We start from the raw sequence: 15,052 nt of genomic DNA, 5'->3' as shown, positions 1-15,052 counted from the left end.
CGGGACGGCTACGACGGCTGGTGCACTACAGCGGGTTGGGCATGCTCAGCGATGCAGACGAAGACAGATTTCAGGCGTTGTCCGACGAGTTGCGCTCACTGTCCGGTTTGATCGATCGATTCCGGCTTGCACAGCCGGTCTTCACTGAAGGCACGCCCGCCAAGGCTAAGCGCTACCGGGCGCCCCGGCAGTCCAGCTCTTGGCGCGGGAACTCCCGTCATCCAGAAAGTCCTTCTCGGACAGTCTGATTGCGGTTCGCGGCTTGGCGCAATCCGGGTTGCGGCAGGAAAGCGCGACCATGTAGGCGTCGAGATCCTCGTCGACGAACAGAAATCCCAGGTATAGCGCGGCTCCGACGTCGAAATCCTTTCCACCACAGCATTCGCAGTGTCCGCCCTTCGCCGCGACCTGGCCGAGCACGCGGTCGCGGGCAGTCTGGTCGAGGGCAACCAGTTCGGGACGGATCATGACATCGTCGGTGGGGTGGGCGTAGGGGCTCATCTCAGATCGCCACGTCCTTGTCGTAGTGGACGTTGTCCTCTCGCCAGCCGCCCAGCCCGTAACCGATGCCGCGGTGGTCGTCGATGAATTCGATCTGGTTGATCCATTTGACCATCTTGAACCCCACCTGAGTCTCCACCCGTAACCGCAGCGGCGCACCGTGCTTGATAGGCAACGGCGTTCCGTTCATCTCGTACGCCAGAATGGTTTGCGGCTTGTAGGCCAGTTCGAGATCCATTACCTCGTAGAACTGCCCCTCGCCCTCTGCGCTGGGTTCGTCACGGCCGCTGTCCTGCATGCTCAAACAACACACATAGCGCGCCTGCGGTAGCGGTCCCACCAGGTCGGCGAGCACGGCCAGGGGAAGCCCCGTCCACTCGCCGATACTCGACCAGCCCTGAACGCAGTTGTGCAGCACCCGTTGGCTTTCCGGTTGGGTCAGCGCGCGCAGCGCGGCCAGATCCAGGGTCACCGGCCGTTCGACCAGGCCGCCGACCCGCAGCCGCCAGTCGACGAAGTTGTGTACCGCCATCACCTTGTATTCGTTCGAACACGGCGGTTTGCCGTTGACCCGATGTTCCTGCGACAGCTGCTCTTTCGGATAGTCCTGTCGCGAATTAAGCGGGCGCAGCAGGATGAGCCGCGCGCGCGTTATCACTGCGCCCAGAATCCGGCGCACCTGGACGGGACGGCGAAGGCTCCACACCGTCGCTGCGACATGGATGGCGACGATCATGCCGATGATCACGAACGACCATGCCGTTGCCCAATTGATGTTGCGGACCGCGCCGAAGATCATGCTGGCGGTGAGTTGACCCCAGCCCCAGAAGAAGACCATCGACAGGTGGATGGCGATGAAGAGCAGGAACGCCACCAGTCCGATGAAGTGCAGACTGCGCGCGGCTTGCCGGCCACCGAATGCCCGTACGAACCAAGGGAATCGGGCCTCGACCGCCGGTGACTGCGCCGCGCCGGTAAGGATCTGGAACGGCGCGAGCACGAAGACGACGCCGGCGTAGGTGAGCTTCTGGATCGCATCCAGCGGTTCGCCGGGCAGCAGCGGCGGCAGATTGAACGACATGTAGGTGACGATGTCGTTGTAAGCCTCGTGGAAGATCGACCACGAGTAGGGCCAGTACCGATGCCACTGGCCGGTGGCGAACAGCAGGATGTAGTAGGACAGCCCCACCAGAATCCAGCCGATCACCGCGATGAAGTGCCAGTGGCGACCCATGCCGAGCTTCTTGTGGCCGGGCAGCGACAGTAGCGGGCTGTAGTCCTCTTCTTCGTCGAGCGTGTCGAAGAGCTTGTCGGCCGGCATTTGTTTGGTGGTGAAGCGTGCCCACTCGGTGCCGGGCTTGCTGTCGTTGCGCCAATACAACTTGGGATGGGTGGACAGAATCTCAATACCGCTGCGCAGCAACAACGTCAGGAACAGCACGTTGAGCCAATGGTCGACGCGCAACCACACCGGGTAGTCGAGCACTGTCATAGTCTGGACAATCCACGACGCAACTTTTGTGGCCACCACTCGGCAAGACGGCCCATTCGTGTTGCTTACCCGGCGCCGTTTAGTTCAAACCGCCGGAGAGTCCCTGGGCAGCTGCCGACTGGCTGCCATTTGCCCCGGATTGGCACCCTTGACACCGGGTACCCATTCCGTCATGGATCAGTCCCAAGCACCCCTGGTCGACGCGCTGGCTGACTACCACCGCAGCAACCGATACGGTTTCACCCCGCCGGGGCACCGCCAAGGCGCCGGCGTCGACGACCGCGTCCTGGCCGTGCTCGGCAAGGAGCCATTTTGCAACGACGTGCTCGCCACCGGCGGACTCGACGATCGACTGTCTCGCGGGAAGTTTCTCGCCCGCGCCGAAGAACTCATGGCAGACGCCGTCGGCGCGGACACGGCGTTCTTCTCCACCTGCGGCAGCTCTCTGTCGGTGAAGGCCGCGATGATGGCCGTGGCGGGCGGCAAAGAAGGCGGCCTGCTCGTCGCCCGCGACAGCCACAAGTCGGTGGTGGCCGGCCTGATCTTCTCCGGGGTGCGGCCCCAATGGATTACTCCCCGGTGGGACAGCGAGCGGCACTTCTCCCATCCGCCCTCGCCGGAGCAAGTGGAGGCAGCGTGGGAGGAGAATCCTGACGCGGCCGGGGCTCTCATCGTCAGCCCCAGCCCGTACGGCACATGCGCGGATATCGAGGGTATCGCCGAGGTCTGCCACGACCGCAACAAACCATTGATCGTCGACGAGGCCTGGGGAGCACATCTTCCGTTCCATGAGGACCTGCCGACCTGGGCCATGGACGCGGGCGCCGACGTCTGCGTCGTAAGCGTCCACAAGATGGGTGCGGGTTTCGAGCAGGGCTCTGTATTTCACCTGCAAGGCGAGCTCGTCGACCCGGTCAGGTTGTCGGCTTGCGCCGATCTGCTGATGACAACCAGCCCCAATGTCATGGTGTACACGGCACTCGACGGTTGGCGACGCCAGATGGTCGAACACGGCCGCGAGCTGCTGAGCGCCGAACTCGAGCTGGCCACCGAGCTGCGGACCCGTCTTGCGGAGATACCCGACCTGCGCGTGCTCGAGGACGAGCTGCTGGGACGGGAGGCGTCCTGCGATCTGGACATAACCCAGGTCCTGATGGATGTCTCTGCGACCGGAACATCCGGATACCAAGCCGCGGACTGGCTACGCGAAAACCGCCAGCTCGATCTCGGCATGAGCGATCACCGCCGCATCCTGGCGACGATGTCGTTCGCCGACGACAAACGCACGGCAGACCGGCTCGTGGCGGCAATGACCGAATGGCGAAGGGCCGCAGACGATTTCGACAAACCGCCGTCGATAGAACTGGTCTCCCCCGAGGAGTTGCGGCTCGAAACCGCGGTTCTCCCGCGCGACGCGTTCTTCGGGCCGACCGAGATGGTGCCCGCGGTGAAAGCCGCCGGCCGTATCGCGGCCGAACAGATCACGCCGTATCCGCCCGGCATCCCGGCGGTGGTGCCCGGCGAGCGGCTGAACGCCGCAGTGATCGAATATCTACGCTCGGGTGTCGAGGCCGGCATGGCCTTGCCCGACCCGGCCGATCAGAGCGCGAAGCACTTCCGCGTGGTCGCCTGACCTGAATCGCCCCGGATCATCCGTGGCCCCCACGCCCGATCAGTCAGTTTCCCCAAGGACCCGAACGCACCCGATTGACGGCCGCTTTGACGCTGTGCGGCACGATACCTAACGACAGGCTAAGGGATTTCGACATCACCGAGGACGTGACCACCTTATGGCCTTCGCGCTTATGGTCCTCGCGCATCAAGGCGTCGAATCCGCGCCGTGCGACGTCTGCGAAATCTTCTTTGGGCGTCCTGCCCTGCGGTATGTCGACTAGCTTCGCGCGCTGAACGTAGTTGGCGTCGGTGGCACCCGGCATGATGGCGGCGACGGTGATAGAGGTGTCACGAAGTTCGTCGCGCATTGCTTCGGCGAAGGATCGTACAAACGACTTGGACGCGTGGTAGACGGGCTGGTACGGGTCCGGCGTCAGGGCTGCGGTCGGCCAGGTGAATAGCAGCTTGCCCTCCCCGAACTTCGTCATTTCGCGCAGTACCAGCTTGGCCAAATGCACTGTGGCGCGGACGTTTAGGTCGACGACACCGAGGTCGTGGGACAACTCCGACTCCAACGACATGTCCCCCTGGCACGCCCCAGTGTTGAGCACCGCCGCCGAAAGCCGGCGCTCCCCGACTGTCGCGCTGCGGTACAGGTGCTCGACACCATAAGGCGTGCGCAGGTCTACCTGCACCGGCTGCACCGCAGCTCCGAGATCTGCCAAGCGTTTCGCGACGTCATGGATGCCGTCGTCCTCGGCCGCAACGACCAGATCGTAGCCGTGCTGTGCGAACTTTCGGGCCAGTTCGAAGCCGATGCCGCTAGCGGCACCGGTGATCAATGCAAGTTGTTCTCCCCCCATGGCCAGAGGCTACCCGCTCCGCGTGGCAAACACACCAAATACGCATAGCTGCCACTAATTCACAGCTGAGCTGGGTATATTCCGACGCTGGCGTCAATTACAGCAAAAGGTATTGGGCACGTGTCCGATATCGTTGAGGACACCCGCACCACGTGTCACGCCGAAGAATTTCAGGAGCCGTAGCCGAGTCCGAGCACCAGACAGACCAGGATCATCCCGACGGCCAAGAAAGCCGCGTAGTCGTTGATGTTGCCGGTGTGAATTCGCCGCAGCCAGCCCACCAGCGTCGCGACCCCAGTGCCTCGCAGCGCCAAGACCAAGACGGACAGGCCGACGATCAGCTCACCGGCAAAGAGGCCCAACGTTTGGGCGTCGACGTAAGCGAAACTCACTCCGGCGTCGGGCAGGTGAACCGGCGTCCCGAGCGCTCCGGCTGCATAGCGAGCCGGGTCGCGCAGACCCGCCGCGGCCGGCCCGGCGACGCGTGCGACGAATGGGCCGGCCAGCGCGCCGAAGGCCACACACCCGGTGCTCAACACGGCCAGGCTGACCTTCATGCCCGCCCGGATGGGCTCGAAACGCTCGTACGCATCGGTGCGGCGCCGATAGAAGCCCAAGTAGGCGGCGCGCCCTAGGGCGGCGACGGTAAGAACCTGTGCGACAAGTGCACAGCCCAGTATCGCGGGCTGACCGGACAATCCCTTGTGGATCAGTCCGAGCGAGGCATAGCCGTTGAACGGCGGCAGGCCCGCGATAGACAGCACACCCACCGTGAAGGCCGCCGTGAGCAGCGGGCGCCGGCGCGCCAGCCCGCCCATGTCGGCGAGTTGGGTCACGCCGGTGGAGTGCACGATCGCGCCGGCGCACAAGAACATCAGCGCCTTGAACAGGCCGTGGTTGACCAGGTGGTACACGCTGCCGGCGACACCGTCGGCGGTGCGAGCAGCGAATCCGATTACCAGGACGCCGGTTTGGGAGACGGTGTCCCAGGCCAGCAGTCGCTTCAGGTCGTCTTGCACCAGCGCCATCGCCGATCCGACTAGCGCCGATGCCACGCCGAGACCGGTCAACAACGCCGGCAGCGACGGCAGCGACGGGAAAACCTGCAACCCGATGCGACCCAGCGCGATCACGCCAAGGTCGACCATCAGGGCGGAGAACAGCGCGGAAACCGCACCCGGCACCGGGGTGTGGGTGTCGGGAAGCCAGGCGTGAAACGGCACCAGTCCGGCTTTGATGGCGAAGCCTGCCACCAGGAAGGCAACTCCCAGCAGCATCGCCCTCGAGACGCCCGAGGCGACCGCGTGATGGAGTTGCCCGAAGTTCAGCGCGCCGGTCGTCGCGTAGAGCATCGCGCTGCCCACGAACATCGCGAACCCGGCGATGCTGGTGAGCACCAGGTTTTTAAATGCCGCTTCCAGCGCGATCGGGCGTTCCAGGAAGAACCCGGTCAATCCGTAGCTGGCCAGTGCGGCCACCTCGAACCACACGAAGAGGTTCACCGTATCCGCGGTGAGAGCGGCCCCGACCAGCGCCGCCAACAGCAGCTGCACCAGACAAGCCAGCCCGCCCAGCTCTTTGGGCCCCAGATGGCCCAGCTCGGACAGCACGCTGACCACCAGAACGATCCCGACCCCGGTGGCCAGCACGGCGAACGTGACCCCGAAGGGATCGGCCACCAACGCGATGCCCAGGGCCGCATGCCCCACCGGATGCTCGTTGGACAAGAAATGAGTCAACAGGTGGCCGCCGCCGGCGAACACCCGCGCGCTCACCACCAGCAGCACCGCCAGCGAACCGGTCAGCACGATCACCGCCACGACGAGCGGCGCGCGGGCAGCCCGCCGAGCGGCCAGCGGCGCCAGCACTCCGCCGACCAGCGGCAGCACCACCGCCAGCGGAAGCAGCTGCGCGGCCGTCATAGCCGGCTCATTGCCGGTTCATGGCCGGTTCAACCCCGCAGCTCGGTCAGATCAGCCGAATCGATGCTGCGGTAGTGCTGGGCGACGCGCACCACCACCGTCAGGAACACCGCGGTCACCGCCACGCCGATGACCACGGCGGTGATGCAGAAGTTCTGCAGCACAGGATCCGCCACGTTCCCTGCGACCAACTCGTCTTGCCGGCGGCCCCCGGGCAGGCCCGCCAGCACCGGCGCAGTCGATCCGTTGCGGTAGGCCAGCGATACCAGCAGCAGATACGTCGACGATTCCATCAGCGATAGACCGAGGACGATTTTGACCAGGTTGCGCTGGGAGAGCACGGCGAACAGTGCCAGGCAGAACAACAGGCCGGCCGCCAGGTAGTTCGCGACGATCATGATTCGTCCTCGTCGGGGGTCCAGTCGTGCCCCATCCCCAGCAGCGCGAACACCGCGATGGTGATGCCGGTGGCCACTTCCACCAGCTCGGCACCCGACACCGCCTGCAAGGTGCCCCCGCCGCGGATCGTCTGCTGCGGTGCCAGCGGCAGCCAATTGTCCAGGAACGAGCCGGTCAGCCACAGCCCGAGCAGTCCGATCGCGATTATGGCTGCGGCACCGAGCATTTCGGCGACTTCCAGAACCTGCGGGCGCACCACCGGACGCATCGCGCGGTGCCCGAGCGCGGTGTAGAGCAGGATCACCACCCCGGCCAGCACCACACCGGCGGGAAAGCCGCCGCCGGGTGTGTATCCCCAGGCGGCCAGATAGATTCCGCCGACGGCCAAGATGACCGCCGCGATTCGCGCGCCGATTTGCACCACCACCGTCATCGCGACGGCGCGCTCGGGCGCGGGGGCACCCAGCGCGTCGTCGTCGGCGTGCACCGGCGCCAGGGCCTGCTCGCTCTCCTGGGCCTCGGCCTGACGCGCCTCGGACTCCTGCGCGTCGGCGCCTTCGCCGGGGTCGGTTTCCGCTTGCTCGACGCGCCCGGCACTCGCCTCGCCTACATACTCGGAACGAGGTTCGCGGCCGCGTGACAGCACGAGCACCGCCACCACGGCGGCCAGCAACAGAAACGTCTCACCGAAGGTGTCGAAAGCCCGGCTGCCGTACACCACCTCGTTGACCACCTCGGTGGTCCCCCAGCGCGGCAGGGCGATCGCCATCGCGTGTCTTGCGATGTCGGGCAACGGATTTGCGCCATCCGGCAGGCCGGTGACGGCGGTCAGGACGATCGCTGCGAGCGCCGCTATCAGCGTGGCGGCCAGCCAGGGGCGATGCCAGCGAGCGGCGCGGGCGGGCCGCGGGTCAGCCATTGGGTCCACCCGCTCCGCCGGGAGTGTTGTCGAGGCTCTCGCCAAGATCACCGACGTCGACTACGTCGGTGCGCAGTTTGCCGATCGCGATCAGATAGAGCACCGGCTGCGCGATCGCGCCGACCACCACTGTGGCCAGCGCGACATCGGGCGCGGCCAGCACGACGAACAAGCTACCCAGCACGGTGCCCATCGCCGACAGCGCCATCACCGCGCCGGTGAGGCTGCGCAAGAACACCACCAGTGCCGCACTGGCCAGCACCAGGCCCAGGCACAGGTAGTCCAGCGCCCAGAACGGGGTCATCGGCGATCTCCCGACGGGCGCTCGAGCCGCCCGGGTTGGTCGGTCACGGCGCCGCGCCACATCGGCACGCCCGTCTTGTAGGCCGCCCGCACCAGGGCATGTGAGGCGATCGGGTTGACCAACAGGAGTAGGACAGCGACGAACAGCGCCCTCGAGCCGAACGCGGTGAAGGGCCCTTTGGCCAACACCAGGCCGGCAAGGAGTGGCAACGCGCCGGCGGTGATCGTCTTCGACGAGCACTGGATGCGGGTGTACACGTCGGGCATCCGCACGATGCCGATCGCACCGCTGAGAGAGAAGAAAACGCCCAGCCCGCACAGCACGGCAACCGCGGCGGTCACAGCAGGCCCCTTTCCAGGTAGCGGGCCCATACCAGGGCCCCGAGGTAGCTGAACGAGGCCAACCACAGGGCAGCGTCGAGGTAGATTGTCCGGTCGACGACGGCCGCGTAGAACAGCACCACCAGCGCGCACTGCGTCGAGATGGTGTTCAGGGCGACCACCCGATCCGACACCGAGGGCCCACGAGCCAGGCGGACCAGCACTATGGCCGCCACCAGCAGCGGCGCGATACACGCGCCGATCAGCACGGCGTTCATGTTCGTTTCCTCCCGCCCGACCGAGACACCATGAGGACGCGCCGTTCCAGCGGCGCGTTGACCGATTCACCTGCGGGACCGGAGGGAACTGCCATCGCGTGATACTGCAGGCGGTGGCGGACGCGGTCCAGATCGACGAGCTGATTGTCAACGACCAGCGAGGTGAGCACGCCGGTCGCGGCCAGCTCACCGTCGGAGCGCGCCTCGGTCGCGACGATGACCATCCCGGAGCGAAGCGGCCGCGACGGTGACAAGATGCGGCGAGTCAGCGACAGATTGGCTGCGACGATGCGTGCCGCGCACTCAACGGCCAGCCTTGCCAGCGCACCGATGCGCCGAGGCCGCAACGCGGTCCACGGCCCGACCACCGCCCCGAGCGGGGCGAATGCGACTCCACACGCCAGTGCGACCGCCGCGCCGACCAGCAGATCCTCGAGAGTCGCGGTCCAGGTGAGCAGGATCCAGACGCCGTATGCCCAGGCGGTCAGCGCCGCCACACGCTGTAGACGCACCGCTATGCCCACTTGATGCCCACGTGTCATCCACTCCCACGTAGTCGCGAGATGCCGCGGCCGAAGCGCCTCGGTGTGCCGTCGGAACTAGCGGAATACCCCGCGGGCGCGAAATCAACCCGGTGGCGTCAAGTGGCCGGTTTCTTCACGCCACGCCTGGTGAGGCGCTCAGCGATGACTTTGACCGGAGTGTTGGATTCTTGAGAAAGCCGTCTCAGCAGTTCGAAGGCCCGTATCGCATCGACGTCGAAACGCTCCATGATGATGCCCTTGGCCTGTCCGATGAGATCACGGCTGGCCAGAGCCGACTCGAATTGGTTCTGACGATCGGCGGCGATGACCGCTAACGCGGCGTGGGTGGCGAGCATGGCGCCCACGGCCTCGAATTCAGCGCTGAACGGTCCGGGCTCGAACCCGAACAGATTCAGCGCGCCGCTGTCCGGCCCGTGCGTGTAGAGCCGAAACGACATCACGCGCAGCACACCGACGTCTCGCGCGGAACGCGCGAATTGCGGCCACCGGCTTTCGTCGCGCAGGTCGCTACAGCTGACGATGACATCGCGCTCGGCAGCATCGATACACGGACCTTCTCCCGTGCGCTCTTGCGCCCGGTCCACCACGGCGGCGATTTCCGACGTCGATCCGACACTGCGGAATTCGCCGCTCTCGATCAACAGCACGTTGGCGCAGTCCACGCCGTCAATCAGTTGTACGGCGGTGGCCGTCAGCTCTTTCAGAGTCGTGCCGATCGGCGTGTACTCATGGTTACTCGCCGCCAGCTCCGTGATTGCGCCCGCGATCACGTCGTCGAAACGATCACTCACGATTTGGCTACCCCGTCCACCACTTCCGCGCAGACTTTGCTCAGTGTGCGGGAGTCGTAAGTCAACACTAGACGCTTAGTTTCGGCCTGAAAGCCGAACGCGGTGAAGGCGCGATCAGTCCTTCCAGTGCTGCCGCTGCGGATAGGCAACATTAATGCCCACCAGCACCGTTCCGTGCACTGCGACGAAGGCCGCCGCGAAGGCGAGGGCAAACGTGACGGGGACGACGTCCCACCGTCCTGTCACCGTCGTCAGACCGGGCAGACTCGCGACCCGGGTAGCCACGGCGACGCCGAGGAAGACGACAGCGAGCAGGTCGCCGAAATACCAACCCGCCTGTGCCACACGGGGATTCCGGCCGAATCCGATGCTCCCGGCGACGGCCAGGCAACCGGCGATCAAGACGATGGCATACACAACGAAGTACGCGGGCAGCGCCTGTTGGCTGGCCAAGATGTACACGTGCGTCAGCGCGATGCCCAGCAGCAGCGCCATGCCCAACCCGGTTACCACCCTCGGCAGGTCGAAAGCCACGTACCCGCCAAGGCTGAGCATCCGAAAGAGGCGACTGCGGTGCCAGGTTTCTGGCCACGTCTCGACGAGAAGCCCCATCGTCGGTAGGTACCCGGCGATGAACGGCTCAAACCGGCCAGCACCCGGTCACAGCCCGACCGTGCCGGGCTACTCCAGCTGGTCGCGTAGGTGTTGCAAAGTGCCGGCCAGGATGCGCGAAATCTGCATCTGCGAGCAGCCGATTCGCTGGGCGATCTGGCTTTGCGTCATGGACTCGAAGAACCGCATCCGCAAGACCTCACGTTCGCGCTGCGGCAATGCGGCAATAAAGGCACGCACCGCCTCCCGATTGGTGATGTGGTCGATCTGCGGGTCGAGATCCCCGACCGACTCGGCGACCATCCGGTCTTTGCCGGAACTGGAGGCCCCGACAGGTGCGTCCAGGGACTCGAGCCGGTAGGCATCCCCGGCGACGAGGCATTCGACAACTTCCTCGCGCGGGACTCCCAGCACCTCTGATAGTTCGCTGGCCGTCGGCGCCCGTCCCAGCTTCTGGATTAAATCCGGGGTGGCCTTGCCGATCTGGACGTGGAGTTCACGCAATCGCCGCGGCACGCGCATGCTCCACGTGTAGTCGCGGAAATGACGCCTGACCTCGCCCATCATGGTCGGGATCGCGAACCCGATGAAGCTGGGACCTTTGGCGGGGTCGAACCGGTTGATGGCGTTCATCAGACCCAGTCGCGCTACCTGGATCAGGTCGTCCAGATTTTCGCCGCGACGGGCGAAGCGACGGGCCACGTGGTCGGCCAACGGCAGGCATCGCACGACGATGCGTTCGCGCTGCCGCGCGTATTCGCGCGACTCCGGCGGCGCAGTGCGGAGCACCAGGAACATGTCGACGACGTCGTCGTAGGAGTCCCCGGATGATGGTGAACCGACCGGCCGAGCCGGCCGGGAGGGGGCGAGTACTTCGCTCATGGGCATGAGCACCAGGTTTGTGTCACCGGCACATCCTGTGAGTCATGCGCAGCAGCCATTGCAATCGTGTGCATGGTCCTCCCACTGCACCCGGATCCGTCGAAACAAATCCGCTTGACGCGACGCACGAACCACCGAGCGCGGGTGACTGGGAACTTGCTGCCGCAGCCACGCAGCCCGGCAACCGTACGGCTACCGACCGCTTTGGACTAAACGGCGAAAAGTCCAGAATGGACCTATTCAGCGATTGTACGCCATGTCACATCGAGCCGGGGCCGAAAACCGCGCAGCTTCAGGCAGGTGAGGAGGACCGCTCCGTGAGCAACCCTCAGGATCCCTTCGGGCACAATCCGTTTGACTACGACCCGTTGGGCGGATTTTCATACGGCGGACCGCCGGCGGAACCGCTGGACTACCCAGACACGCCCGAACCACCATCCGGCCCGCCCGTCAACGCGTTCGCGACCTTGTCGGTGGTGTTCGCATTCGTGTTCGCCCCCGCGGGCGCGGTCCTGGGTCATCTGGGACTCGCACAAACCCGCCGCACCGGCGAACGGGGCCGGGAACGCGCGCTGATCGGAGTGGCGCTGTCGTATGCGTTCATCACCCTGGCCGTGATCGCGCTGATCGGGTGGGCCACGCTCGCCGTCGTCAGCTCAAACCGGACCGCGGCACCGACCGCCCCCACCGCCGCACCGCCGCCGCCCACCGTGGCGCCCGCCGATTTGGCCCAGCTGTTACCCGGCCTGGCGGACGTCAGAAAAATCACCGGCAACCAGAACCTGACGACCGGAAAAACCTGGGACCACATCGCCGGCAACAGCAGAGAGGGAAGCATCGACCGTTCCGAGTGCTGGGATAGCATCGGCCCGGGCAGCCCGGACGCCTACCAGGTCGAAGCCGTATTCGGTTACCGCGCATCGGAATTCACCGACACCAGCAACCCGCGCAGCTCGCTGCAGGTCGTTGCGGGGGTTGCAGCGTTCCGGGAGCCGGCCGCAGCCCAGAAACAGCTGACCCAGCTGCTCTCCGGATGGCGTCAATGCGGCGGCTCCGAAGTGAAGGTGACCCTCCCCTCCGGGCAGACGCTGACTTTCTCGCTGACCCATCCCACCGATGCCGGCAACGGCATCACGACCATCGAAGTGGAGAGCAAGGGACTGCGGCGCTCCGTCCGCGCGATCGCGGCAAAATCGAACGTCGTCGTCGATGTGAGCCTGTCCAACGCCGCCTCCGGCGACGCCGGCACGGATCGCGCCAAGCCGGCGGTGGGCATCGCCAACTACATTCTGGGCAAGATCCCGGGCTGAAAACCGAGCCGACCGCTCACCGAGCAGCGGAATCTTCGCCGGCCTGCAGCACCACCGCGGTGTGGGCGTCGACGGTGAACACCGCCGCCGCGCTGAATTCGTCGGCGTCGGCCGACGCCACCGTATCGTTGCCGCTGTGCACGACGGTCCGCCAATCGGTGCCGAACTCTTTTGGCGGAAGGGTGAACTCGATCGGCTCGTGGTGGGCATTGAAGCAGAGCAGGAACGAGTCGTCGAGCACCCGCTGCCCCCTCGGATCACGGTCGGGGATGCCGTGACCATTGAGGAACACCGCAACCGATTTCGCAAAGCCCGTCCCCCAATCCTCTTCGGTCATCTCCGTCCCGTCGGGGGCAAACCAGGCGATGTCGGGAAGACCGCCCTGGCCGCGGCGGCCCACCGGTTTGCCGCTGAAGAAGCGGCGGCGGCGGAATACGGGATGGCCTGCGCGCAGAGCTGATACCGCGGCGGTGAACTCCAGCAGTCCGGTGTCCGCATTGGCCCAGTCGATCCAGGTCAGTTCGTTGTCTTGGCAGTAGCCGTTGTTGTTGCCGTTCTGGGTGCGGCCGAGCTCGTCGCCGTGACAGATCATGGGCACACCCTGCGACAGCAACAGGGTGGTGATGAGGTTGCGCTGTTGACGTGCGCGCAGCTTGTTGATCTCGCCGTCGTCCGTGGGTCCCTCCGCGCCGCAGTTCCACGAACGGTTGTGGCTTTCGCCGTCGTTGTTGTCCTCGCCGTTGGCATCATTGTGTTTTTCGTTGTACGACACCAGGTCTCGCAGCGTGAATCCGTCGTGGGCGGTGACGAAGTTGATCGAGGCCACCGGCCGGCGCCCGGTGTGCTCATAAAGGTCGGCCGACCCGGACAACCGATAGGCAAACTCGTCGAGCATGGCCGGCTCGCCGCGCCAGAAGTCCCGCACGGCGTCGCGGTACTTTCCGTTCCACTCCGTCCACTGCGGCGGGAAATTGCCCACCTGGTAGCCGCCCGGTCCGACGTCCCACGGCTCGGCGATCAGCTTGACCTGGCTGACCGTCGGATCCTGCTGTATCAGTTCGAAGAACGTCGCCAGCCGGTCGACGTCGTAGAACTCACGGGCCAGCGTGGAGGCCAAGTCGAACCGGAAGCCGTCGACGTGCATCTCGGTCACCCAATAGCGCAGCGAGTCCATGATCAGCTGCAGCGAGTGTGGATGGCCGACGTTGAAGCTGTTGCCGGTGCCGGTGTAATCCATGTAGTAACGCTTGTCGTCGTCGACCAGGCGGTAGTACGCGGCGTTGTCGATACCGCGCATGGACAGTGTGGGGCCCATGTGGTTGCCCTCGGCGGTGTGGTTGTAGACCACGTCCAGGATCACTTCGATGCCCGCCTCGTGGAGGGCGCGCACCATCGCCTTGAACTCCTGCACCTGGCCACCCGGCGAGGTGGCGCTGGAATATTTCGGGTCAGGCGCGAAGAACGAAATCGTGTTGTAACCCCAGTAATTCGACAGTTTCTTTTCGATCAACGTGGAGTCATTGGCGAAGTGGTGCACCGGCATCAGCTCGATCGCGTTGATGCCAATTTTCTTGAGGTGCTCGATAATCACCGGGTGCGCCACGGCGGCGTAGGTGCCGCGTATCTGTTCGGGGATGTCGGGGTGGGTTTCGGTCAGACCCTTGACATGCGCCTCGTAGACCACCGTGTCGGCGTACTCGTGGTTGGGCGGACGGTCGTTGGCCCAGTCGAAGTAGGGGTTCACCACCACCGACTTGGGCATGCTGGCCGCCGAGTCGTCGTCGTTGCGGCTGTCGGGATCGCCGAAGGTGTAGCTGAACAGCGACTGATTCCAGTCGAACGTTCCGTCGATAGCCTTCGAGTACGGGTCGAGCAGCAGCTTGTTCGGATTGCACCTCAGCCCCGCCTCGGGCTCGTATGGACCGTGGACGCGATAGCCGAAACGCTGGCCGGGTTCGATAGCCGGCACAAAGCCGTGCCAGACGAAGCTGTCGACCTCGGGCAGCGCGAGGCGAGTCTCGGTGCCGTCGGCGTCGAACAGGCACAGCTCGACTTGCTCGGCCACTTCGCTGAACAACGCGAAGTTGGTCCCCGCTCCGTCGTACGTCGCGCCCAGTGGATATGCCTTACCCGGCCACACTTCGGTGGTGGGCGTGGGAGCGGGAACTGCTGTGCTGGTCATGGCGCGGTTCATACCCTACCAAGGGGGTTGTCAAACCGCGCGGCAATGTTTGCCTCGGACTGCTTATGCGTGAAATGCCGTGCCGGACATTACTTCTGCCGTGTCGGCGGCGTGACAG

Annotated in this window: 16 protein-coding genes; 2 read left to right on the top strand and 14 right to left on the bottom strand. The window is 65.3% G+C overall.

The window, feature by feature from the left end:
* Positions 1-165: 165 nt before the first annotated feature.
* On the bottom strand, positions 166-501 hold the full coding sequence (locus AC5Y21_RS03165; RefSeq protein WP_499909327.1) for a hypothetical protein: 336 nt from the start codon (positions 499-501) through the stop codon (positions 166-168).
* Position 502: 1 nt separating this feature from the next.
* Positions 503-1,993, bottom strand: a complete 1,491-nt coding sequence (locus tag AC5Y21_RS03160) for a molybdopterin-dependent oxidoreductase (RefSeq protein WP_499909325.1) — start codon at positions 1,991-1,993, stop codon at positions 503-505.
* A 172-nt stretch (positions 1,994-2,165) separates the two neighbouring features.
* Here AC5Y21_RS03160 and AC5Y21_RS03155 point away from each other — a divergent pair, with 172 nt between their 5' ends.
* A complete protein-coding gene (locus AC5Y21_RS03155) occupies positions 2,166-3,626 on the top strand; it encodes an aminotransferase class I/II-fold pyridoxal phosphate-dependent enzyme (RefSeq protein WP_499909323.1) in 1,461 nt (486 codons plus the stop codon).
* A gap of 43 nt (positions 3,627-3,669) precedes the next feature.
* Here AC5Y21_RS03155 and AC5Y21_RS03150 read toward each other — a convergent pair whose 3' ends face one another.
* The 11 genes from AC5Y21_RS03150 to AC5Y21_RS03100 form a co-directional block, all read right to left on the bottom strand.
* Positions 3,670-4,470, bottom strand: a complete 801-nt coding sequence (locus AC5Y21_RS03150; protein WP_499909321.1) for an SDR family NAD(P)-dependent oxidoreductase — start codon at positions 4,468-4,470, stop codon at positions 3,670-3,672.
* Positions 4,471-4,640: 170 nt separating this feature from the next.
* Positions 4,641-6,392, bottom strand: a complete 1,752-nt coding sequence (locus AC5Y21_RS03145) for a complex I subunit 5 family protein (RefSeq protein WP_499909319.1) — start codon at positions 6,390-6,392, stop codon at positions 4,641-4,643.
* Positions 6,393-6,421: 29 nt separating this feature from the next.
* Positions 6,422-6,790, bottom strand: coding sequence for a sodium:proton antiporter (locus AC5Y21_RS03140; RefSeq protein ID WP_499909317.1), 369 nt, complete (start codon positions 6,788-6,790; stop codon positions 6,422-6,424).
* Positions 6,787-7,710 carry an MnhB domain-containing protein gene (locus AC5Y21_RS03135; protein WP_499909315.1) on the bottom strand — a complete coding sequence of 308 codons (924 nt, stop codon included), beginning with the start codon at positions 7,708-7,710 and terminating at the stop codon, positions 6,787-6,789. The genes AC5Y21_RS03140 and AC5Y21_RS03135 overlap by 4 nt, the downstream gene beginning before the upstream one ends.
* Positions 7,703-8,014, bottom strand: coding sequence for a Na(+)/H(+) antiporter subunit B (locus tag AC5Y21_RS03130; protein WP_499909313.1), 312 nt, complete (start codon positions 8,012-8,014; stop codon positions 7,703-7,705). The genes AC5Y21_RS03135 and AC5Y21_RS03130 overlap by 8 nt, the downstream gene beginning before the upstream one ends.
* Complete coding sequence (mnhG, locus tag AC5Y21_RS03125; RefSeq protein WP_499909311.1) at positions 8,011-8,355, bottom strand: monovalent cation/H(+) antiporter subunit G; 345 nt, start codon at positions 8,353-8,355, stop codon at positions 8,011-8,013. Before mnhG ends, AC5Y21_RS03130 begins: the two co-directional genes overlap by 4 nt.
* A complete protein-coding gene (locus tag AC5Y21_RS03120; protein WP_499909309.1) occupies positions 8,352-8,612 on the bottom strand; it encodes an MrpF/PhaF family protein in 261 nt (86 codons plus the stop codon). The genes mnhG and AC5Y21_RS03120 overlap by 4 nt, the downstream gene beginning before the upstream one ends.
* A complete protein-coding gene (locus tag AC5Y21_RS03115; RefSeq protein WP_499909307.1) occupies positions 8,609-9,154 on the bottom strand; it encodes a Na+/H+ antiporter subunit E in 546 nt (181 codons plus the stop codon). The genes AC5Y21_RS03120 and AC5Y21_RS03115 overlap by 4 nt, the downstream gene beginning before the upstream one ends.
* 98 nt (positions 9,155-9,252) lie before the next feature.
* Positions 9,253-9,948 (bottom strand): GAF and ANTAR domain-containing protein, encoded by a 696-nt coding sequence (locus AC5Y21_RS03110; RefSeq protein WP_499909306.1) that lies wholly within the window; start codon positions 9,946-9,948, stop codon positions 9,253-9,255.
* A gap of 114 nt (positions 9,949-10,062) precedes the next feature.
* Positions 10,063-10,560 (bottom strand): oxidoreductase, encoded by a 498-nt coding sequence (locus AC5Y21_RS03105; RefSeq protein ID WP_499909304.1) that lies wholly within the window; start codon positions 10,558-10,560, stop codon positions 10,063-10,065.
* A gap of 69 nt (positions 10,561-10,629) precedes the next feature.
* Complete coding sequence (locus tag AC5Y21_RS03100) at positions 10,630-11,442, bottom strand: SigB/SigF/SigG family RNA polymerase sigma factor (protein WP_499909302.1); 813 nt, start codon at positions 11,440-11,442, stop codon at positions 10,630-10,632.
* Between the two features lie 317 nt (positions 11,443-11,759).
* Between AC5Y21_RS03100 and AC5Y21_RS03095 the strand changes: the two genes are divergently transcribed.
* On the top strand, positions 11,760-12,752 hold the full coding sequence (locus tag AC5Y21_RS03095; RefSeq protein WP_499909300.1) for a sensor domain-containing protein: 993 nt from the start codon (positions 11,760-11,762) through the stop codon (positions 12,750-12,752).
* Between the two features lie 16 nt (positions 12,753-12,768).
* Here AC5Y21_RS03095 and glgX read toward each other — a convergent pair whose 3' ends face one another.
* Positions 12,769-14,934: a glycogen debranching protein GlgX gene (gene glgX / locus AC5Y21_RS03090; RefSeq protein WP_499909299.1), complete on the bottom strand. Its 2,166-nt coding sequence runs from the start codon at positions 14,932-14,934 to the stop codon at positions 12,769-12,771.
* Positions 14,935-15,052: the final 118 nt, after the last annotated feature.

The organism is Mycobacterium sp. NGS41 (assembly GCF_059812725.1).
The sequence above is the reverse complement of the archived record's forward strand: the minus strand, read 5'-3'. Positions and strand labels throughout refer to the sequence as shown.